Source organism: Polaribacter dokdonensis (assembly GCF_024362345.1).
Lineage (GTDB): Bacteria > Bacteroidota > Bacteroidia > Flavobacteriales > Flavobacteriaceae > Polaribacter > Polaribacter dokdonensis.
This window is the reverse complement of sequence record NZ_CP101505.1, coordinates 2,825,946-2,849,087: the sequence shown is the minus strand read 5'-3', so window position 1 is coordinate 2,849,087 and position 23,142 is coordinate 2,825,946. Positions and strand designations below refer to the sequence as shown.

At 29.9% G+C, this 23,142-nt stretch carries 19 protein-coding genes; 10 read left to right on the top strand and 9 right to left on the bottom strand.

Annotation, left to right across the window (positions count from 1 at the left end):
- Nucleotides 1-151 precede the first annotated feature (151 nt).
- The 7 genes from LPB302_RS12740 (at nucleotide 152) to LPB302_RS12710 (ending at nucleotide 10,021) form a co-directional block, all read left to right on the top strand.
- Nucleotides 152-3,184, top strand: a complete 3,033-nt coding sequence (locus tag LPB302_RS12740; RefSeq protein WP_082329755.1) for a tetratricopeptide repeat protein — start codon at nucleotides 152-154, stop codon at nucleotides 3,182-3,184.
- A 2-nt stretch (nucleotides 3,185-3,186) separates the two neighbouring features.
- A complete protein-coding gene (locus LPB302_RS12735; RefSeq protein WP_053973190.1) occupies nucleotides 3,187-4,962 on the top strand; it encodes a TonB-dependent receptor in 1,776 nt (591 codons plus the stop codon).
- 85 nt (nucleotides 4,963-5,047) lie between these two features.
- Nucleotides 5,048-5,764 (top strand): tetratricopeptide repeat protein, encoded by a 717-nt coding sequence (locus LPB302_RS12730; RefSeq protein WP_053973191.1) that lies wholly within the window; start codon nucleotides 5,048-5,050, stop codon nucleotides 5,762-5,764.
- A gap of 71 nt (nucleotides 5,765-5,835) precedes the next feature.
- Nucleotides 5,836-7,269, top strand: coding sequence for a M20/M25/M40 family metallo-hydrolase (locus LPB302_RS12725; protein WP_053973192.1), 1,434 nt, complete (start codon nucleotides 5,836-5,838; stop codon nucleotides 7,267-7,269).
- Between the two features lie 4 nt (nucleotides 7,270-7,273).
- A complete protein-coding gene (locus LPB302_RS12720; RefSeq protein WP_053973193.1) occupies nucleotides 7,274-7,636 on the top strand; it encodes a DoxX family protein in 363 nt (120 codons plus the stop codon).
- Nucleotides 7,637-7,646: 10 nt separating this feature from the next.
- Nucleotides 7,647-9,269, top strand: coding sequence for an amidohydrolase (locus LPB302_RS12715; RefSeq protein WP_053973194.1), 1,623 nt, complete (start codon nucleotides 7,647-7,649; stop codon nucleotides 9,267-9,269).
- Between the two features lie 110 nt (nucleotides 9,270-9,379).
- The gene (locus tag LPB302_RS12710) at nucleotides 9,380-10,021 is read left to right on the top strand and encodes a TonB-dependent receptor plug domain-containing protein (protein ID WP_053973195.1); all 642 of its coding nucleotides are present in this window, start codon (nucleotides 9,380-9,382) and stop codon (nucleotides 10,019-10,021) included.
- 64 nt (nucleotides 10,022-10,085) lie between these two features.
- On the opposite strand, the gene trpA is transcribed toward LPB302_RS12710, so the two are convergent.
- Genes trpA through LPB302_RS12665 form a run of 9 tightly spaced genes read right to left on the bottom strand, consistent with a single transcriptional unit; the run spans nucleotide 10,086 to nucleotide 17,258 of the window.
- A complete protein-coding gene (gene trpA / locus LPB302_RS12705) occupies nucleotides 10,086-10,850 on the bottom strand; it encodes a tryptophan synthase subunit alpha (RefSeq protein WP_053973196.1) in 765 nt (254 codons plus the stop codon).
- 2 nt (nucleotides 10,851-10,852) lie between these two features.
- Entirely contained in the window at nucleotides 10,853-12,037 is a 1,185-nt protein-coding gene (trpB, locus tag LPB302_RS12700) for a tryptophan synthase subunit beta (protein ID WP_053973197.1), read from the bottom strand.
- 49 nt (nucleotides 12,038-12,086) lie between these two features.
- Nucleotides 12,087-12,782: a phosphoribosylanthranilate isomerase gene (locus LPB302_RS12695; RefSeq protein ID WP_053973198.1), complete on the bottom strand. Its 696-nt coding sequence runs from the start codon at nucleotides 12,780-12,782 to the stop codon at nucleotides 12,087-12,089.
- Entirely contained in the window at nucleotides 12,779-13,258 is a 480-nt protein-coding gene (locus LPB302_RS12690; RefSeq protein WP_053973199.1) for a DNA-deoxyinosine glycosylase, read from the bottom strand. The genes LPB302_RS12695 and LPB302_RS12690 overlap by 4 nt, the downstream gene beginning before the upstream one ends.
- Nucleotides 13,258-14,046 carry an indole-3-glycerol phosphate synthase TrpC gene (trpC, locus tag LPB302_RS12685; protein ID WP_053973200.1) on the bottom strand — a complete coding sequence of 263 codons (789 nt, stop codon included), beginning with the start codon at nucleotides 14,044-14,046 and terminating at the stop codon, nucleotides 13,258-13,260. The genes LPB302_RS12690 and trpC overlap by 1 nt, the downstream gene beginning before the upstream one ends.
- A 10-nt stretch (nucleotides 14,047-14,056) precedes the next feature.
- The gene (locus LPB302_RS12680; protein WP_176966473.1) at nucleotides 14,057-14,227 is read right to left on the bottom strand and encodes a hypothetical protein; all 171 of its coding nucleotides are present in this window, start codon (nucleotides 14,225-14,227) and stop codon (nucleotides 14,057-14,059) included.
- Entirely contained in the window at nucleotides 14,228-15,217 is a 990-nt protein-coding gene (gene trpD, locus LPB302_RS12675; RefSeq protein WP_053973201.1) for an anthranilate phosphoribosyltransferase, read from the bottom strand.
- 29 nt (nucleotides 15,218-15,246) lie between these two features.
- The gene (locus LPB302_RS12670; RefSeq protein WP_053973202.1) at nucleotides 15,247-15,852 is read right to left on the bottom strand and encodes an anthranilate synthase component II; all 606 of its coding nucleotides are present in this window, start codon (nucleotides 15,850-15,852) and stop codon (nucleotides 15,247-15,249) included.
- A 14-nt stretch (nucleotides 15,853-15,866) separates the two neighbouring features.
- On the bottom strand, nucleotides 15,867-17,258 hold the full coding sequence (locus tag LPB302_RS12665; RefSeq protein ID WP_053973203.1) for an anthranilate synthase component I family protein: 1,392 nt from the start codon (nucleotides 17,256-17,258) through the stop codon (nucleotides 15,867-15,869).
- 665 nt (nucleotides 17,259-17,923) lie between these two features.
- Here LPB302_RS12665 and LPB302_RS12660 point away from each other — a divergent pair.
- Genes LPB302_RS12660 through gatB/aspS form a run of 3 tightly spaced genes read left to right on the top strand, consistent with a single transcriptional unit; the run spans nucleotide 17,924 to nucleotide 22,935 of the window.
- Nucleotides 17,924-18,193 carry an Asp-tRNA(Asn)/Glu-tRNA(Gln) amidotransferase subunit GatC gene (locus LPB302_RS12660; RefSeq protein WP_053973204.1) on the top strand — a complete coding sequence of 90 codons (270 nt, stop codon included), beginning with the start codon at nucleotides 17,924-17,926 and terminating at the stop codon, nucleotides 18,191-18,193.
- Between the two features lie 3 nt (nucleotides 18,194-18,196).
- Nucleotides 18,197-19,597, top strand: a complete 1,401-nt coding sequence (locus LPB302_RS12655) for an amidase family protein (RefSeq protein WP_053975265.1) — start codon at nucleotides 18,197-18,199, stop codon at nucleotides 19,595-19,597.
- On the top strand, nucleotides 19,597-22,935 hold the full coding sequence (gatB/aspS, locus tag LPB302_RS12650) for a bifunctional amidotransferase subunit GatB/aspartate--tRNA ligase AspS (RefSeq protein ID WP_053973205.1): 3,339 nt from the start codon (nucleotides 19,597-19,599) through the stop codon (nucleotides 22,933-22,935). The genes LPB302_RS12655 and gatB/aspS overlap by 1 nt, the downstream gene beginning before the upstream one ends.
- Nucleotides 22,936-23,142: the final 207 nt, after the last annotated feature.

The window sequence follows — 23,142 nt, the reverse complement described above, 5'->3', positions numbered from 1 at the left end:
AGTTTATACAAACTTATAAGTTTCTATTGATTTTAGCACAAGATTTTACAAGTATTCTTACTTTTGATTTATTTTTTTGACGATTTTTTTCATGAATAGTCCAACAATTTATAGAAAACTTCGTTAGTAAAATTAGAACTAAAACATTTGTATGAAAAATCGTTTTGTAACAAAACAGGTTTTATTCCTATTCTTTTTTACAATTTCTTCTGTAGTGTTTGCACAGCAATCAATTGTTAACGTTAATGCAGAAGCTAATTTTAATAATGCACTAAAGTTATATAACAATAAGGCTTATGCTGCAGCTCAAAAGACATTTGCAATTGTAGAAAATAGTGCATCACCGAAAAGTAATTTAATGGCTGATGCCAGTTACTATAATGCAATGTGTGGCATTAAACTAAATCAAACAGATGCAGATAAAAAAGTATTGGCTTTTGTAGAAAAATATCCTGCAAGTAATAAAAAAAACAAAGCTTTCTTTAATGTAGGTAACTACTATTTTGCCAACAAAAAAGCAGCTCATGCATTAAAATGGTATCAAAAAGTAAATTTAGAAGGGTTATCTAAAGAAAACCAAAAAGAAATCAACTTTAAAATGGGGTATGGTTTGCTAGTTGCTAAGCGTTTAGATTTAGCCAAAGACAAGTTTTTACCTCTAATTAATGATGCCAAATATGGTAATGATTCTAGATATTACTATGGATATATTTCTTACAAACTAGAAGATTATGGTATTGCAGAATCTACCTTAAAAGAAATTGCAGATAATGATTCTTACAAAGCAGAGATTTCTTACTATCTATTAGATATTAGTTTTAAGTCTGGTAGTTTTGAAAGATGTATAAAAGTGGGTAAAGAACTTTTAAAAACAGCTAAAAGAAAAGAGGCTTCAGAGATTTCAAAAATTATTGGTGAGAGTTATTTTAACCTAAATAAATACGAAGATGCTATACCTTATTTAAAGGCTTATAAAGGTAAAAGTGGTAAATGGAATAATACTGATTATTATCAATTAGGTTATGCTTTCTACAAACAAAACGATTTTATAAATGCTGTTAGTTACTTTAATAAAATTATAGCTCAACAGAATGCAGTAGCACAAAATGCTTACTATCATTTGGCTGAATGTTACTTAAATTTAGAAAAGAAAAATGAAGCTCTTAATGCATTTAAAACTGCAAGTGAAATGAGCTACAATTTAAGCATTAAAGAAGATGCAGCTTTAAATTATGCAAAGCTTAGTTATGAAGAAGGTAATCCATTTGAGAATGTCTCTGATGTTTTACAGAATTATTTAAAAGCGTATCCTAACTCTAAATCGTATACAGAAATCAATGAATTGGTTGTATCATCTTTTATTCATCAAAATAATTACCAAGGTGCTTTAGACTATTTAAAAAAGAAAAAAACTAACGAAAATATAAGCCTGAGTTTAGAGGTATCTCTATACAGAGGAATTCAGTTGTTTAATGAGAAAAAAACAGCGGAAGCATTAAGTTATTTTACAACTGCAAAAAAATCTAAAACTGATGAGATAAGTAAAAAAGCTAGTTATTGGGAAGCAGAAACTTTATATCGTTTAGAAAATTATGAAGAGGCACTTTCTAAATTTATCAACTTAAATAACAATCTTAGAAGTTCAAATAATGCTGAGTTTCCTTTATTGGAATACAATATTGCTTATTGTCATTTTAAGTTAAAAGATTATGATAAAGCTGCTTTAACTTTTAATCAATTTTCGGCTAAAAATAATATCGATAAAACCATTATTGATGATACTTATTTACGTTTAGGAGATAGTTATTTTGCCATTAGAAATTATGGAAAAGCTATTATAGCTTATAAGATTATTATAGATAATTCTGGTTTAGATGCAGATTATGCTATGTATCAAATAGGAATGAGTTATGGCTTTCAAGATGCCAACGAATCTAAAGTTGATGCCTTAACAAAGGTGATTAACAACTATCAAATTTCTTCTTTAAAAGATGATGCATTATTTCAATTGGCAAGCACTTACACCAAGCTTAATAGTAATGAAAAGGCGCATCAAGCTTACAAGAGGTTATTAGAAAAACATCCTAAAAGTATATTTATTCCTAGAGCTTTAGTGCGTGAAGGACTGTTGTATTATAATCAAAATAAAAACTCATTAGCACTAAAAAACTTTAAAAGGGTAGCAAAAGAATATCCTAATTCTTCTGATGCTTTAGAAGCAGTTAGAAATGCCAAAAATATTTATGTAGATGAAGATAAACTGAATGAATATGTAGCTTGGACTAAGACATTAAATTTTGTTGAAGTCTCAGATTCTGAATTAGAAAACTCAACCTTTGCAATTGCAGAGCGCAAGTATTTTGAAGGCAAAAATGATGGTAGTATTCTTAGTTTAAAAAAATACTTAAGAAACTTTCCAACTGGAAAAAATAGTTTAAAAGCGAATTATTATTTAGCAGATATATTATTTAAAGAAGAATTATACAATCAATCTATAGATAAATACAAAACAGTTTTAGATGCTGGACAAACCGAATTTAGTGAAGATGCTTTAGCAAAACTCTCTCAAATCTATTTACAAGAAAATAATTTTAATGATGCTGAACCGTATTTATTACGTTTAGAACAAGAAGCCTATAGTTCTGATAATATTTTATTTGCGCAAAGTAATTTAATGAAAGGTTATGCAACCTCAAACAAAAACGAAGCAGCTTTAGATTATGCAAAAAAAGTTTTATCTAAAGATAAATTAGATAATGAAGTAATTTTAGATGCTAAAACTATTATTGCAAGAACTGCGTTTAAAACAGAAGATTTTGAAACTGCAAAAGAGTATTTTAACACTATAGAACAAACTGCTGATGGTGAATTAAAGGCAGAAACATTATACTATAAAGCATACTTCTTAAATGCTGAAAAACAATATGAAAATTCAACAAAAATTGTTCAAGAACTTATTGCTAATTATAGCAATTACAAATATTGGGGTGTAAAAAGCTACATTATTATGGCTAAGAATTATTATAGTTTAGAAGATGCTTACCAAGCCACTTTTATTCTAGAAAATATTATTAAAAATTTTGGTCAATTTGAAGATATTGTAACTGAAGCTAAGCAAGAATTGAAGACCATTAAGGAAAGTGAAGCTAAAACAAACAATTCAGTAACTCCTAAAAATAAATAATAATGAAAAAGTGTTTATTCATATTTGTATTGGTTTTAGGAGTATTTAGTTCTTATGCTCAAAGTAAAAAACCAGTTAAAAAAAACAGTAAAATAGATACTGTAAAAACAGAGGTTGTAGAAGTAGTTACAAAATACAATCCTAAAATTGCAGACGCTAATAAAATAAAGCAAAACCCAACTATAGAGCTTTCATCAAAAAGTAAAAAGAAAAAACTTTCTTACACTATTTTTTCAGCTCCAGTTGCTTCTACTTTTATTCCAAAAAGTGGTGTTGCAAAAAGTATAGATGTTGGCGTAAAAGAACGCATTTACAACAACTTTTTAGCTTTAGGTTATGGAAACTTTAATTCGCCTTATGTAGAAACGTACCTACATAATTACACACGTTTTCAAAGTGAATTTGGATTATCTGCCAAATATACAGGCTCATTAGATAATATCCAGAACACAAAACTAAATAGCGATTTTAGTAATTTAAATGCATCTATATTCTACAAGAAAGAAGAACGCTATTTTGATTGGACCATCACTTTAAATGGAGAAAGAAATACCTACAATTGGTATGGAATTGATGAAACTGCACTTACTGAAACAGCAACTAATAATATAGATGAAAGTCAAACCTATAATTACTTCAATTTGGTAGGTGACCTTGATTTTATAGACGCTTATATCACTAGTAGTCAGCTTTCTTTAGCTTATTTTGCTGATGATTATAGCAGCTCTGAGTATTTATTCAATTTCAACACTAATTTTGATTTACCTATAGATTTTCTGAATCCTAGTTTAAAAAATTTACAAGTAAAAACAGGTTTAGAATATCTAGGAGGTACTTTTACAAGTGAATTTACCAATTCAAACACCATAGATTATTCACTATTCACTGCCAAAATAAATCCTGAATACAAAGCTACCTTTGGTGACTTTGCATTAAAACTAGGCTTTAAATTCTTTGCTGCTTTTGACACAGAAAATGAAGTGAATCACTTTTTAGTGTATCCAGACATACAAATTCAAAAACCGATTATAAAAGATAATCTTACCATTTACGCAGGTGTTTTTGGAAATTTAAATACTAATACTTACAAAGAATTATCTGACCAGAATCCGTTTATAAGTCCAACTCAATTCATTACCCAAACCAATGAAAAATACAATGCCTTTTTAGGTTTAAATGGAGTTATTAATAAAAGTATAAGTTATAATTTATCTGCAACTGTTAAAGAAGAAGAAGACAAAGCCTTGTTTATAAAAAACTACTCAAAATCTAATGGAGCAAATAATGGTAACAATGGAGTTCTCTTTAAAGGTTACGAATATGGCAACTCATTCTCTGTAGTTTATGATGATGTAAGAACGATTTCTTTGGCTACTGAATTAGAATACGATGTAAATAAACAATTAACGCTTTCTTCTAGTTTTCAGTTTGATAATTTTGAATCAACAACAGAAGCTGAAGCATGGAATCTACCTAATCTACAAGCCTCTTTCAATGCAAAATACAAAACCAACAAATGGTACACACATGCAAACATATTTTTTGTAGGTGAACGTAAAGATGTCCTTTATTCAGGCTCATCTTTTAACATAAGTGGTTCGCAAACGCTAGATTCTTTTGTAGATGTGAATTTAAATGGTGGGTATCACTTCTCAGATAAATTCTCTGCTTTCGTAAAACTAAACAACGTTTTAAATAACAATTATCAAAGGTTTACCAACTTTAATGTACAAGGTTTTCAAGTTTTAGGAGGCCTTACATATAAGTTTGATTTCTAGTAAATTATCAATTAACAGACAAAAAGCACAACTTATCTAAAAAGCCAAGAGTATCCCCTAAGTTTTTAATTATATTTGTGCCTCTATGATTTATTACCTATTAATCGCTTTCCAAGCGTTTTGTATCTTTCATATTTATAAAAGCAGAAATGATTACTACTGGTATTTCATCGTTTTTTTTGTACCTGTAATTGGAGCTCTAGTTTACTTTTTTCTAGAAATTGTAAGTAGCAGAAATATTTCGAATGCTAATGATAAAATTAGAAACTCTTTAAACCCAGGCAAAAAGATAAAAGATCTCAAAGAAAAGCTAAAATTTGCAGATTCTTTTCAAAATAAATCTAATTTGGCAGACGCCTATAGAGAGAATAAAAACTACCCAGAAGCCATTCTATTTTACGAAAAAGCATTAGAATCTAACGTGCATCAAGACAAACACACTCTAAACAAATTGGCAAAGTGCTATTTTGAACTTAAGAACTATAAAAAAGTTGTTGAATGTGCAGATCAAATAGATTTAGACAAATTCTTTAAAGGCACCATTTGTATTTATGCTATTTCTTTAGAAAAATGTGGTTTTAATGATAAAGCCGAAATTGAGTTTAAAAAAACCAATATTAGGTACTCCAACTATCCTGAAAGACTTGAATTCGCTCGCTTTTTGGTCAGACAGGAAAACAAAGATGATGCAAAAAATACGCTAGATGTAATTATTTCTGAAATCGATAATATGATTGAAACTAACAAGAAGAAATATAAATACATTTATAAAGAGTCTGTTAAACTATTAGAGCAAGTTTAAATCCTTCTAAATTGTTCTTATAATCTCTCTTGATTTTCGTAGTTTTATAAACTGAATAAAAAAACTACAAAATGAAAAAAATTCTTTTCTTTCTTTCTCTTTCACTTTTAATGATTTCTTGTAATGAAAAACAAGAAAAACCCATAGATGACAATCAATTAACTGCTGAAGAAAAATCAGATTCAACCAATATTAAGACCTTTTTTAACACTGCTTTAACCAATGGTAAATCTTATGAATGGTTAAGAGATTTAACGCAAAATGTTGGTGGTAGATTATCTGGTTCTCCAGAAGCCCAAATGGCTGTTGAATGGGGAGAAAAAGTAATGAATGAAGTAGGATTAGATTCAATTTGGCTGCAACCTGTTATGGTTCCTCATTGGGTTAGAGGTGAAAAAGAAATTGCTACCTACACAACAAATGGTGTTCAAAAAAACGTAGCTATTTGTGCCTTAGGCTTTTCTGTAGCAACACCTAATTCTGGAGTTTTGGCAGAAGTTATAGAAGTTAAAAGTTTAGAGGAAGCAGAAGCTTTAGGAGATAAAATGAAAGATAAAATAGTCTTCTTTAATAGACCTTTTGACAACACCTTAATACACACATTTAAAGCTTATGGTGGTTGTGTAGATCAAAGAGTTAGAGGAGCTGCAATTTGTGGTAAATTTGGAGCAAAAGGTGTAATTGTAAGATCTATGACCAACTCAATAGACGATTTTCCTCATACAGGAACTATGAGTTATGGAGATTTACCTGCAGAACAACACATACCTGCAGCTGCAATAAGCTCTCTTGCTGCAGAAAATTTGAGCAAAGATTTAATTTCAAATCCTAATTTAAAATTCTATTTCAAGCAAAACTGCGAAACACTTCCAGATGCACCCTCTTTTAATGTAGTTGGCGAAATTAGAGGTAGTGAAACACCAGAAAACATATTTGTAGTTGGTGGGCATTTAGATTCTTGGGATTTAGGAGAAGGTGCACATGATGATGGTACAGGAGTTGTACAATCATTAGAAGTAGCTTATCTATTTAAAAAAAACAACATAAAACCTAAAAACACAATTCGAATCGTGTTTTTTATGAACGAGGAAAATGGCACAAGAGGAGCTAAAAAATATGCTGAATTAGCTACGCTAAACAAAGAAAATCATATAGGTGGCTTAGAATCAGATTCAGGTGGTCATACACCAAGAGGTTTCTCTATAGATGCAAATTCTGCAAACACAACTCTTTTACAAAGCTGGAAAAAACTATTATCTCCTTATGGTTTACATGACATAGAAAAAGGAGGTTCAGGTGCAGATATTAGTCCTTTAAAAGATGAAAATGTAACCTTAGTAGGTTACAGACCAGACTCACAACGTTATTTCGATTATCATCATACTAGCAGAGATACTTTTGATAAAGTAAATAAAAGAGAGTTAGAATTAGGTAGTGCATCTATGGCTAGTATTGTTTATTTAATGGACAAATATCTCTATGGAGATACACCTGTAAAATTATAATCTGATGGATATAGTAATCATTGTATTGAAAATAATTTTTGGTGGATTTTTCTCATATGCAGGAATCATGCATATTATTAAACCAAATATATTTAAACATTTTATACCTGATATCTTTCCAAAAAAACTAGTAAATTATATTTTTGGGCTTATTGAACTGGTGTTAGGTTTAGGTGTGTTTTTTCCTCAAACCCAAAAATTTGCAGCTTTAGGAATTATCTTTTTATTGATTTTTTTATTACCCATACATATTTGGGATGTCACTAAAAAAAGACCAGCTATTGGCTCAAAAACTATAGCAATTGTAAGGATACCATTTCAATTTGTTCTGATTTATGGTGCTTATTTAATATATATCAACGCTTAATTTATATCAAATGAAAAATTTATACCCACTTTTTATTTTTATACTTTTAATTACCTCTTGTCAAAAAGAGCAAGCAGATTTAATTGTTGTAAATGCAAATGCCTACACAGTAAATTCATCTTTTGATAATGAAGAAGCATTTGCGATTAAAGATGGTAAATTTATTGCTGTGGGTACTACTTCAGAAATTGAAGATAAATACCAATCAGACAATATTATTGATGCTAAAAACCAAACTATTGTTCCTGGCTTAATTGATGCTCATTGTCATTTTTATAGAATGGGTTTACAACAACAGAAAGTAGATTTGGAGGGCACAACTAGTTATGATGATGTGCTTCAAAAATTAGTAGCGTTTCAAAAAGAAAAAAACACTACCTATATTACAGGTCGTGGTTGGGATCAAAATGATTGGGAAATAAAAGAATTTCCTACTAAAGAGAAATTAGATGAGCTATTTCCTACAACACCTGTTGCAGTAACTAGGGTTGATGGTCATGCACTATTAGTAAATCAAGCTGCCTTAGATTTAACAGAAATTACAAATGAAACAGAAGTTTCTGGTGGAGAAATCATTAAAAAGGATGGTAAAATTACTGGAGTTTTAATTGATGCTGCAATGGATTTTATAAAGCTACCTTCAGTTTCTAAAGAAGTTGCCATTAAAGGTTTACTAGATGCGCAAGACATCTGTTTTTCTTATGGATTAACCACTGTAGATGATGCTGGTTTAGACAGAAACACCATAGAACTTATTGATGAATTGCAAAATAGCAAAAAGTTAAAAATGAGAATTTACGCTATGATTTCTGGTGATAAACAAGAACAAATTGATTACTATTTAAATAAGGGAACTTATAAAACAGATTACCTAAATGTAAGATCATTCAAAGTTTATGGTGATGGAGCTTTAGGTTCTAGAGGTGCTGCTATGAGAAAATCGTATTCAGATAGAGATAATCATTATGGAGCTTTGATTTATAGTCCTGAAAGATATCAAGAAATTGCAAGACAAATTGCTGCTTCTGAATTTCAAATGAACACACATGCAATTGGAGATTCTGCTAATACTTGGTTAGTAAAAACTTATAAAGATGTTTTAAAAAATAAAAAAAATAGACGTTGGAGAATAGAACATGCACAAATTATCAGTCCAGAAGATTTTAAAAATTTCGATAACATCTTACCATCAGTACAACCTACACATGCAACCTCAGACATGTATTGGGCTGCAGACAGAGTTGGTAAAGAGAGAATGGAAGGTGCTTATGCTTTTAAAGATTTATTAAACAATTATGGAAAAGTAGCATTAGGTACAGATTTCCCAGTAGAAAAGGTTAATCCTTTTTATACCTTTTATGCTTCTGTAGCTCGAAAAGATTTAAATAATTATCCTGAAAATGGTTTTCAAATGGAAAATGCACTTTCTAGAGAAGAAACTTTAAAAGGGATGACACTTTGGGCTGCTTATTCAAATTTTGAAGAAGATGAAAAAGGAAGTATTGAAGTAGGTAAATTTGCTGATTTTGTAATATTAAATCAAGATATTATGGCTGTAGAAGAATCAAAACTACCTTCTACAAAGGCTATTACAACCTATTTAAATGGTGAAAAAGTTTATCAAGCAGAATAGTTAAAAACGTTTATTTAATTGAATTATTAGTTTATTTTAAGTATTTTTATTGTGAATTCTGTTAATAATACTGGCATTATTCTTGATGTATTAAAAAAAAATCAAACGATATGAAATTAGTAAAAACCTTAATGTTATTAGCAGCTTTTATATTTACTGCTAATTTCTCTGCACAAGAGAAAAAATCTGGAGAAAAAATTAAATTAACAATTCTTGTAAAAGACGCCAATAACAATGCAGTTCCTGGTGCAGTTATTTTAATAGACAATGTAAAGCAAAGAAGAGTAGCCAACAAAGCTGGTTATTTTAAAGTTAAATTAGATAAAGCTCCAAAAGAAATAACAGCATTCTCTCCTTTAGTAGGTGTTAAAAAAGTAGCTTATAATGGACAAAGTTCTATGATTATTAATATTGTTAGTGATAAGAATGATGAAAATTATGTATCAGGAAGACGTGATACAAAAATTGCAGATCCAATTCAATTTAGAGACATTTATGATTATTTAAGAGGAAAAGTTGCTGGTGTTAATGTATCTACAACAAATGTAATTAGTATTAGAGGTACAGCTTCTTGGAGTGGTGCAAGATCTCCATTATTAATATTAAATGGAGTACCAGTAGACGTTGATACCTTTGGTGATATAGTACCTACTACTATTAGAAAAATAAAAGTTTTAAAAGGGCCAGAAACATCAATTTATGGCTTAAGAGGAGCTAATGGAGTTATTGAGGTAACAACTACAATTAACTAACATATAAAAAGCATAAAAAAAGCGATGTTATAACATCGCTTTTTTTTATAGCTAAAATTTTAAATTATCTAATTCCAGATATAAAGTTTCCAATTCCTGAAACTCCTGTACTTTTTAAACTTTTAATAAAAGCAGAACCTATAATTGCACCATTTGCATAAGAACATGCTGTCGTAAATGTTTTACTATCAGAAATACCAAAACCTATTATTAACTTGCTTTTCAATTTCATTGCTTTTATTCTTTCAAAGTAGGCAATTTGTTGGTTAGAAATTTCACCTTTTGCACCAGTAATAGATGCAGAAGCAACCACATAAATAAAAGCGTTTGTATAATTATCTATCTTATGAATACGTTCTTCTGAGGTATGAGGTGTAATTAAAAATACATTTGTCAATCCATATTTATCAAACAATTGCTGATAATGGTTTTCAAACTCTACCATTGGTAAATCTGGAATAATTAAAGTATCTATTCCACATTCTACAACTTTTTTACAAAATTTATCCTCTCCATATTTAAGCATTTGATTTAAATAGCCCATTAAAACTAAAGGTGTTTTATTGGTTTCTTTAATCTCCATTAACTGCTCAAAAACAATATCTAAATTAATTCCATTTTTTAAAGCTTGCTGACTACTATCTTGTATGGTTGGCCCATCTGCTAAAGGATCTGAATAAGGTAACCCTACCTCAATAAAATCGACATTATTAGCTTCTAATGTTTTAATTACTTTATTAGTGTCATTTAGCTCAGGATAGCCACAAGTAAAATAAATTGATAAAAGATTTTCATCTTTCTGTTCGAATATTTTTTGAATTGAATTCATGCTTAATCTTCTAAATGTTGAATAAATGTTTCTAAATCCTTGTCTCCTCTTCCAGATAAATTGATAACAACAACTTGATCTTTCTTAAAATCTATTTTAGGCAAAACAGCTAAAGCATGCGCAGTTTCTAAAGCAGGAATAATACCCTCTAACTTCGTTAATTCAAAACCAGCAGCCAAAGCTTCCTTGTCTGTTGCATTCATAAATTTAGCTCTTCCACTTTCATACAAATAAGCGTGCAAAGGGCCAACACCAGGATAATCTAACCCAGCAGAAATAGAATAAGGCTCTACAATTTGCCCATAATCATCTTGCATTAAAATAGTTTTAGAACCATGTATAATGCCAACTTCACCCAATTGAGAAGTTGCTGCACTTTCACCTGAATTTACACCTAAACCTGCAGCTTCAACAGCAATTAATTCTACATCTTCATCATCAAAATAATGATAAAAAGCACCAGCAGCATTAGAACCACCACCAACACAAGCTATAATTGTATCTGGATCTTCTTTACCCGTTTTTTCTTTTAACTGCCATTTCATTTCTTCAGAAATAATAGCTTGTAAACGTGCAACCATATCTGGATGTGGATGAGGACCTACAACAGAACCAATTAAATAGAAAGTTTCTGGGTTTTGAATCCAATATCGAATAGCTTCATTAGTAGCATCTTTTAAAGTTTTAGAGCCAGATGTTGCAGGTACAATCTTGGCTCCTAACATTTTCATTCGAGCAACATTTGGTGCTTGACGAACAATGTCTTTTTCGCCCATAAAAACAGTACAATCTAAACCCATTAAAGCACAAACTGTAGCTGTTGCTACTCCATGCTGACCAGCACCAGTTTCAGCAATTATTTTAGTTTTACCTAATTTCTTAGCAATTAAAATCTGACCAACAGTATTGTTTACTTTATGTGCACCTGTATGACATAAATCTTCTCTCTTCAAATAAATATGAGCTCCATATTTTTCTGACAAAGTTTTTGCCAAATATAAAGGTGTAGGCCTACCCACAAAGTCTTTTAAAAGCGATTTGTATTCGTCTTGAAATTCTTTAGATTCGATAATTTGAATATAATTATCTTCTAACTCCTTCACATTTGGATGCAACAATTCAGGGATAAACGCTCCTCCAAATTGTCCAAAATATCCGTTTTTGTCTGGGTGAAATTTTGATTTCATAAATCTATATTTTATAATCAATTATTGTGTAAAATCAACTTATTGGTGATTATACAAATACTTCTTTTTTAAACTTTTCTAATTCTTCTATTTTTTTAACACCTGGCTTACTTTCAAATCTACTGTTTACGTCTAATGCATATATAGGTAAACCTGATTTTTGAATTTTCTTAACCTCTTCAACCTCTTCTAAACCTATACCTCCACTTAAAAAGAAAGGTTTATTAAATGGATAAGCATTTAAAACAGACCAATCAAATTGAGTTCCATTTCCTCCTCTTTCCTTTCCTTTTGTATCAAACAAAAAATAATCTACAACCTCTAAATAAGGTTCTAACACATCAAAATTAAAGGAATCTTTAATTCCAAAAACCTTTATAATTTCAATCTCATTTTTTGAAATATAATGTTGATTTTTTCTCTTTTTAATGGACTTATTTTCTTCAATAAACAAAGTTCTTCTTTCTGATAAATGTTGTTTTAACTCTGTTACATAGGCTACAGTTTCATCTCCATGCAATTGAATAGCATCTAATCTATACTCTTCTATTAATGAAATTACAATTTCTAAATGCTCATTTACAAAAACACCCGTTTTTTTTATTGCATTCGAAAAGTCTGGAATAATACCTTCAAAATTTCTTTTTGATTTTTCATAGAAAATAAAGCCTAGATAATCAGGCTGTAATTCAGCCACTTGCTGAATATTATCTACATATTTCATTCCACAAACTTTTAGTTTCATACTATTTTCTCTTTCCAGTTATTTAATTTTTCTCTAAACGAAAACCTTGTATTTGCAGGACTTGTAGACAAAACTACATCGTAAATTATACCCTCAATTTTAGTAAAATGTTTGTGATATAAATCATAAGACTTTTGACCGTTAAAAATGATTTGTTTGATTGATGGATACATTTCTACAATTTCATTTATTGGATTTGGAACTTCATTTTTTACATTCTGAGCTCCAGGTCTTACACGTTCTCCAAACTGCGCAACATCCCAAACTGCAATATGGTTTCTTTTTAAAACATCTATTCTTTGTGCATAGTTTTTACTAAATATTTCATCTGTCAATTCATAAATAATTTTCCAAAATGAATTTCCATTGTTTGCATAATATTCTTGTTTCCTTAATTCTAGATTCCCTGGCTTAGTTCCTAAAATAAAAACTTTAGGATTTTGAGGCAAAATAGGATCCAAAGAAACTCTTTCCATTATTTAATTTGATTTATAAAATCTTGACAAGCTTCTCCAGGGTTATCGGTTTTCATAAAATTTTCTCCTATTAAAAATCCTTGAAATCCATATTCTTTTAAACCAATAATAATTCTTGGGTCAGAAATTCCACTTTCTGAAACTTTAATACATGTATCTGGAATTTGATTTGCCAGTTTTATTGAATGATCTAAATCAACCTCAAATGTTTTTAAATTACGGTTATTAATTCCGATAATTTTATTATTTAAATCAGAAATCTTATCTAAATCTTCTTGTGTATGCACTTCATATAAAACCTCTAAACCTAGATCTGTAGCCAAATTTCCATAATTTTTTAATTCTTCTGATGTTAAACAAGAAGCTATTAATAAAATTACATCTGCTCCAATGGCTTTTGCTTCCACAATTTGAAAACCATCAACCACAAAATCTTTTCTTAGAATTGGTTTTGTTTGATTGATTATTCTTGCTTCCATTAAATCTGCCATTGTTCCTCCAAAAAAAGAGGTGTCTGTTAATATGGATTGTGCAGCTACATTTGCATCTAAATATCCATTTGTAACCTCAGCAATTGTTGCTTTATCATTTATGATACCTTTAGATGGTGATTGACGTTTATACTCAGCAATAATTCCTGTTGAACCTACTTCTAATAAAGATTTCTTTAGTGAGATTGGTGTTCTTTTAAATTTAGGACTTTCTACTAATTTCTTAAGAGGTACATCTGCTTTTATTTTAGCAATTTCCTTCTTTTTAAATGCGATTATTTTATCTAAAATTGTCATTTTATCGACTTTATTTTTTTAATTTATTGTTTCGAATTCTTAAAAACATATATACTACTAAACCCACTATTAAACCTATAATTCCTTGTTTAACAATACTGCCTGTTTGTATACCTATAGCCATACCCACAAACAGAAAAGCAGGAATAATTAAGTATAAATTATTTTTCTTCTTAGTCATTTATAGGTTTATTAATTTATTCAGGCAATCTTTTGCTTTGCCTCCAAATAAAGATGCTTTTGCTTCCTCAAAGGCAGTACTAAAAGCTTTTTTATCATCTACAATTTTTAGTGCAAAAGCAGCATTTGTAAGCACCACATTATTTTGTGCTTCTGTACCTTCACCTTCTAAAATTGTCTTAAAAATTTTTGCTGCATCAGCCACAGAATTTCCTCCAAAAATTTCAGATTGTTGTATTCTTTGCTGACCTATATCTTCTGGGTTTATTAATTGCTCTCCTTTTTTAGTAAACATTTTAAATCCGCTAGTTAACGAAATTTCATCATAACCATCTAAAGCATGAATAATTCCATAGTTGATATCTTCATCTTGCAGAATATAGTTATACAAACGTGCAACCTCTAAATTAAAGGTTCCTAACATGTGGTTTTTAGGAGAACTTGGGTTTACCAAGGGCCCAAGCATATTAAAAAACGTCTTTAATTTTAAAGCCTTTCTTGTAGGGCCAACAGCTTTCATTGCTGGGTGAAATTTAGGCGCATGTAAAAAACAAATATTGGCTTTATCTAAATGATTTTTAAGTGTGTTTTCATCATTCGTAAATTCATAACCAAAACTGGCTAACATATCTGAAGAACCAGATTGAGAAGACACAGAATAGTTACCATGTTTTGCAACTTTTTGACCTGTACCTGCAACAATAAAAGAGGTTAAAGTAGATATGTTAAAGGTGTCTTTTCCATCACCTCCTGTACCAACAATATCAATGGTATTAAAATCAGATAAATCTATTTTTATGGCTAATTCTTTTAAAGCATCTCTGAAACCAGCAAGTTCATCAACTGTAATTGGTCTCATCATAAAAACAGTCATAAAAGAAGCCAAATGCGCATCATTATATTTCTCTAAAGCAATGTCTTTTAAAACTTGTTTTGCTTCAAGCTTGGTTAACCTTTCGTGATTGTATAATTTATTTAAAATTGCTTTCATATTATGCTGAATTTATTTCAGTATATTTTTTATTTAGATGCTGAATCAAGTTCAGCATTCAACTCTGCAGAGTTGATAAAATTCGTCACCAACTGTTTACCAACATCTGTTAAAATAGATTCTGGATGAAATTGAACCGCAGAAATTGGATAAGCAACATGCTCAATAGCCTGAATTAATCCTTCTTCATCTCTAGCTGTAACTTTTAATTCATTTGGGAAACCCTCATCTGTTGCTGCCCAAGAATGATAACGTGCAGCTAAAAATATTGCTGGTATATCTTTAAAAATTACTGCACTATCATCTGTAACCTTCATTTCTGTTGCTACTCCATGATACACATCATTTAGATTGATAATTTTACCCCCAAAAACTTCAGTAATTGCTTGTAAACCCAAGCAAACTCCAAATATAGGTTTTACACCTGCATAGGTTTTAATAACTTCTTTTAAAATACCTGCTTCATCTGGAATTCCAGGTCCAGGAGAAAGCATAATTAAATCAAATTCACCAACTTGATTAATACTTATTTCATCGTTTCTAAAAACTGCAGGAAAAGTACCCGTAATTTCTTCAACCATGTGAACTAAGTTGTAGGTGAATGAATCGTAGTTATCTATTATTAATATTTTCATTTTAAAAGCTAGTTTTAAATTTGTTCTGCTAGAATTAAGGCTTTTTTCAAAGCTGCTAACTTATTATTTACTTCTTGTAATTCTTTTTCTTCATCTGAGTGAATCACGATTCCTGCTCCTGCTTGATAATACAAAGTTTTATTTTTGCTTACAAAAGAACGTATTGCAATGGCTAAATTTACAGAGCCATCTAAACCAATAATACCAACTGCACCACCATAAAATCCTCTAGATTGATTTTCATAAGTATCAATTAATTGCATTGCCTTATATTTTGGTGCACCACTTAAAGTACCTGCAGGAAATGTATCCCCTACAATTTCTATTGGATTTCCTTTTAATTGTCCTGTTACAGTCGAAACTAAATGAATAACATGACTAAAATATTGCACTTCTTTAAAGACCTCTACTTCTACTTGATCTGCATGTTTACTTAAATCGTTTCTAGCTAAATCTACTAGCATTACATGTTCTGCAGTTTCTTTTTTATCTTCAGAAAGCTTTTTACCTAACTGAATATCTTTAGCCATATCTCCTGTTCTTCTAAAAGTACCAGCAATAGGATTTATGGTTGCTTTACCTGCAGAAATCTTAATCTGTGCTTCTGGTGAAGAACCCATTAATTTAAAAGAACCGTAATCGAAATAGAATAAATAAGGTGATGGATTTATAGAACGTAAAGCTCTGTATACATTAAACTCATCTCCTTTAAATTTTTGTTGAAATTGGCGAGATAAAACCAACTGAAAAACATCTCCTCTTTTACAATGTGCTTTTGCTTTCTTTACATACTCAATAAACTCTTCACCTTTAACATTAGAAGTTTCTTCCCCTACAATATCAAATTGATATGTATTAAAAGTCTGTGCATCTATTAAAGTTTGAATTTCTTTAATTCTAGACTCAGTACCTTCTTCAATATTTTCTATCAAAGTCATTTCATCATTAAAATGATTGATAGCAATAATAAATCTGTAAAAACTGTATTGTAGTAAAGGTATAGCTGAAGGAGCCTCATCAACCGTTAACTCTATATTCTCAAAATACTGTACAGAATCATAAGTAGTGTAACCATATAAACCATTAAATGATTTTAATTCTGCAGGAGAGTCTAACTCTATTCTTTTACTATACTCTTCAAATATTTGGTTAAAATTTCTACCAATTTTTTTATTTTCTATTTCTACATTTTTATGAGAAAAACATAAATGATGATTTTCTGCCTTTATAGAAACTACAGGCTCAATGGCTATAAATGTAAAACTTTCGTCTTTACTATGATAATCTGAACTTTCTAATAAAAGAGTATTTGCATACTTATCTCTAATACGCAAGTACAAACCAACAGGCGTAATTGTATCTGCAATTTTAGTTTTATGTATTGTTTTAAATTTTATATTCTTCATTGTATTGAATTGAAAAAGGCTTATCGTGAGATAAGCCTTTTTAATATATTTTACATACAGGTATAGTCTCACTTATTTATTAAGAGAGTTCCACCACCAAGATATGTTTTGTTTGTTAATCATTATGTTACAAATGTAAAAATGGTTTTTTATTTGCGCAAATTATATCTAACAAATTTTAAAGAATTAAGCAATTTAAAGTAAAACCTATATTATTTAGAAATCAACTATCATTTTATTACCTAAAAAAGATATAAACAATAAATATGTAACCTAAAATATAAATAATGTTTATAATTAATACTATAATTTGTTTATTTACAGCTCCGAACTTATGTTGGATTTGAATTTAATGAATTAAAAGAATGCGCTATTAATTTAACTACAAATTTTTAGTGCATTTTCTTAAAATTATTATCAGATTGATATTTAAATTTAAGATTATTATCAAAACAATAAGTCTTAAATAAAATTAATAAAAATCGATTTTTATAGCATTCATTCTACATATATTTGCGATTATAGAATACTAATTATGAGAATCATTAATAACAATCTTAATTTCATTAATCCTAATTTATAGGTAAGGAAGGTTGTTGTTTATTCAGATATTTATATAACCTTCCTAATTTGGAAGGTTTTTTTATGCATTAAATTATAAGAAAATGAGTAAAATTATGACAGTAGACATTTTGTCTAGTATTAAGGGAGCCCAACCATCTGAGGCTGTAAATAAATTATTTGATGTAATTAAAAATGCAAACTCTAATAATGCAAATGCCTTTAATAAAAATCATAACAATGCTGTTTCTGTAAATGATTTAAGAGAAGATTTAGTCATAAATAGTTCTTCTTTAGAGAAAGAGATAATCATAGAGAATTTTCCAAAAGAGAAAAACGGTTATTTAGTAGTTTCTAAAGTAATTGAGGAATAAATGATGGAATCACAAATACACAAAATCCATCAGCAATTGATGGCCAAAGAATTTACTTGTACAAAATTAGTACAAGACAGATTAGATTTACTAAAATCTAATACTTACAATTCTGTAAATTCTTTATTAGATAAAATAGCTTTAGAATTGGCCACAAAAGTTGATGCTAAAATTGAAAGCGGACAAGAAATCGGACTTTTAGAAGGAATTCCTTTCGGAATTAAAGATGTTTATATGCTTCAAGGAACTTATACAACTGCAAGTTCTGATTTACTAAAGAATTACAAATCTGCTTATACAGCAACAGCAATTCAGAAATTATTAGATGCAGGTGCAATACCTTTAGTAAAAGAAAATTGCGATTCTTTTGGTCATGGTTCATCTTCTGAAAACACCATTTTTGGTGCTGTAAAAAACGCCATTAATTCTGATTTAGTTTCAGGAGGTTCAAGTGGTGGTTCTGCTGTTAATGTTGCTAAAGATTACACCGTTTTTTCTATTGGTGGAGATACAGGAGGTTCAATTCGTCAGCCAGCAGGTTATAATAATGTCTTCGGATTAAAACCAACTTATGGTAGAATTTCTCGTTTTGGAATTATGGCATACGCATCATCTACAGATTGCGTTGGGCCAATTGCAAAATCGATAGAAGATATTAGAATCGTTTTAAATGTAATGAGTGGTAAAGACATAAAAGATCAAACTACTTATCAATCAGAAAAAATATCCAAAGAAACTATTTTAAATACTGATGAAATAAAAACCATTGGTTATTTTAAAAACTTTATAGAAAGTGATGCTATTGATAGCCAAATAAAAGCAGATTTTTTAGCATCCATGGAAAAAATAAAAGGAAAAGGAATTGAAGTAAAAGAATTAGACTTTTTTGAATCTGACACCTTAGTCTCTACATATTATACTTTAGCAATGGCTGAAACAGCTTCTAATTTATCGAGATTAGATGGCACAAATTACGGATCAAGGATTGAAGGTGATAACTTAAAAGACACCTACTCCATTACACGTTCAGAAAATTTTTCTGAAGAATCTAAAAGAAGAATTGTTGGTGGTAATCAAGTTTTATCACAAGGTTTTTCAGATGAAATTTACTTAAAAGGCTTAAACTTAAGGGATCAGATTTCTGATAATTTTGAAAAAGACTTTAAAGAAGTTGATATTATTTTATCGCCAGTAACACCAAATACACCTCCAAAAATTGGAGACAGCTTAAACGATCCTTTAGCAATGTATTTATCTGATGCTTATACTGTTGGATTTAGTTTAGGTCAATTACCAACGTTAACAATACCAAAAGGAACTGCAACAGGCTTGCAAATTTCTGCATCAAAAAATAATGATGCTTTGGTTTTACAATTCGCTAATTTCTTAAATGATTTGATATAATGGAACTAGAGAAATTGAATGATTTATTAAAAAAACACGAGCTAGAACTTGTAATTGGTTTAGAAACTCACGTTCGTTTAAACACAAAAACCAAGTTATTTTGTTCTTGCGCAAATACAGAATCTGCTCATCCAAATACAAATATATGTTCAGTTTGTACTGGGCAAATGGGTGTTTTACCTTCTATTAACAAGGAAGCAATTACCAAAGCAATCTATTTTGGTAAAGCTGTAAAATCTACGTTTGAAAATGAAGTGATTTCTTGGGATCGTAAACATTACGAATATCCAGATAATCCTAAAAATATACAGATTACACAGTTTCATAACCCTGTTATTCCTGATGGACAAGTTTCTTGTTTTAGAAATGATGGATCTCAATTTACAGTGAACTTAACACAAGTTCATATTGAAGAAGATGCTGCAAAATTGATGCACGAAAAGAAGGTTTCTTTAGTCGATTTTAACAAAGCTGGTGTACCTTTAATTGAGATTGTAACTGAACCTTGTATCAGACATATTGAAGATGCTTCAACATATGCACAATACATCCAAAGAATTGTTCAGAATTTAAAAATATCGGAAGCAAATTTAGAGAAAGGTGAATTTAAATCTGATGTTTCTGTATCACTTAGAAAAAAACACAGCTACAACTTAAATCCACGTACAGAAATCAAAAACTTGAACTCTTTTAAGTTTATGATTGAGGCTTTAAAAGAGGAAGTTGAAAAACAATTAAACTATTACATAGAGCATAAAGAATTCAGACCAGACCAAACTACAGTATTGTTTGATGCAGATTTAAAGCAAACTAAAACAATGCGTAAAAAGGAGTTTGAAGCTGATTACAGATTTATTTCTGAGCCAGATTTACCTTTTGTAAGCATTAAAAATGTTGTAGAAAGCATAGATGTTGATGTTAGTTCTTTGCCTTTTGCAGTTGAATCTATTTTGATAAAAGGTGATGTATTACCACAAGATGCCAAGTTTTTTACTTCGGATTCATTACGTTCTGAAACTTTTATTGCTATTAACAATGTAATTAAAGATCCGTCTTTTGTTGCCAAAACATTGGTAAATAATATTGGTGCTGACGAATATAAAGATATTCATGACGTAAATCATTTAATAGAAATTTTTCAACTTTTTAAAGCGGAAAAAATTACAGCTGTTTTAGTTCAGAATGCCATTATACGTTATTTAAAAGATAGAAAATTTGACTATAACAAGTATTTTGAAGAGAACACGATTTCTGAAGAAAAAATAAAATTAGCAGTTTTAAAAGTAATTACGGAAAACGAAGCTATTGCTAATGATATTAAGGCTGGAAACCAGGGAAAAGCAGGAATTCTTGTCGGAAAAGTAATCAAAATTATTGGTAAAGGTGCTTCAGGGAAAGTAATAAGACAGGAAATTTTGCATGCTGTTAGCGATTCGCCTTTAGCAATTGGCAATCAGCAAACTGCTAATAGCGAAAAGCGAAAAGCGAAAAGCGAAAATCAACAAAAAAGCACTGAAGTTGAGGAGTTGCAAAAAACTCCAATTATAATCAAAGACAAGTATAGAACCCATAAAATATCAGAAATTTCTGAAGATTCCATTAACTTAAAAATTACATTAGCTGGTTGGGTTGCTAGTGTTCGTGATCATGGAGAGCTAATTTTTATTGATTTACGTGATTCAAGTTATCAAATTTTTCAGGTTCGTTTAAGTAGAGAAACTTTCCCGAATTTAGATGAATTGGTAAAACTAAAAGCAGAAACCGTAATTATGGTTACTGGTGTTGTAGTTCAAAGAAGAGAAGATGATTACAATGCAGGTTTAAGAACTGGTAAAATAGAACTTGAAACATCAGCTTTAGAAATTTTAAATTTATCTAAAACTTTGCCTTTTGAAATTAAAAGAGCAATGAAAACAAATGAAACTACACGTTTTCAATACAAGTTTTTAGACCATAGAAATGATGAAGTTCGCAAGGCAATTGTGAATCGTCACAAAGTGATAAAATTATTACGTGATATTTTAGATGAAGAAGAATTCCTAGAAATTGAAACACCAATTTTAACTGCTGGTACAGATGAAGGTGCAAGAGAATTTATTGTCCCTACCAGAAAGCAAGCAGGTTCTTTTTATACGCTACCACAAGCACCTCAACAATTTAAACAAATGTTGATGGTTGGTGGGTTTGAGAAATATTTTCAAATTGCACGCTGTTTCAGAGATGAAGATTCTAGAGGAGATCGTCAACCAGAATTTACACAATTAGATATTGAAATGGCATACGCAAGTATGCAGCAAATTATAGATTTAAACACCAAAATGTTTAATGAAGTAGTGCAAAAAATCTATGGTAAAAAATGGATTTTACATCCTTTTGAAGTAATTACGTACAAAGAAGCTATGGATAAATATGGTTGTGATAGACCAGATTTACGTTATGGTTTAGAAATGCAAGACATTACTGAAATTGTAAAGGACACTACTTTTCAAGTGTTTAGCAAACCTATTGATGAAGGTGGAATTGTAAAATGTATTAAAGTTTCTGCAGAAGAGCAAGGAAACAAACGAATGTCTAAAGGTCAGATAGAAAACCTGACTGCAATTGCACAACAAAATGGTTTAGGTGGTTTGGCTTATATTATTGTAAATGAAAATGATTTGCAATCACCAATTATTAAGTTTTTAGGAGAAGAAATTGCTAGAAATATTATAAAAGCTACAGATGCTCAAATTGGTGATATTGTATTTTTCTCTGCTGCTGATTATACAACTGCAAACAAAGCTTTAGATGCTGTTCGTCAAGAAATGGGACGAATTTTAAAGTTGATAAATCCGAAGGAATTAAGACCTGCTTGGGTTGTAGATTTTCCAATGTTCGAAAAAACGGATGAAGGAAGATGGACGTTTACACATAATCCATTCTCAATGCCAGCTGTTTATGATTTAGAAAAACATATGAATGGTGAAGGAGAAGAAATTGGAACAATCATCGCTCAGCAATATGACTTAATTTTAAATGGTTATGAAATTGGTGGTGGTTCTGTACGTGCACACAAAGCAGAAATTTTAGAAGCAACCTACAAAAATATGGGTTACAATAAAGAAGAAATGCTAAAAAGTGTTGGAACTATGTATAAAGCATTTCAATATGGGGCACCACCTCATGGAGGAATTGCTTGGGGTGTAGATAGATTAATGATGATTTTAGAAAAGAAAGCTTCTATTAGAGAAGTTATGGCTTTTCCAAAAACAGGAACATCTGAAGACTTATTATTTAATGCGCCATCCATTTTATCAGACAAAAAAATAGAAGAAATGAATGTAAAAATCATAAAATAAAATCAATCCCCCCAACCTTAAACAATTCAATTGTTTAAAACCTCGCATTTGCGAGGTTTTTTTATTTTCGAAAACAAAAAGCATAAAATAAAAACAACAAACCAACATTAAATGTCGTTTTAAAGCGATTTAAGACACTTTTTAGTTTTTTAACAAATGTTGATAATTAGAACACAAGATTGCTAAAAAAGCTTTAAAATCAGTTTA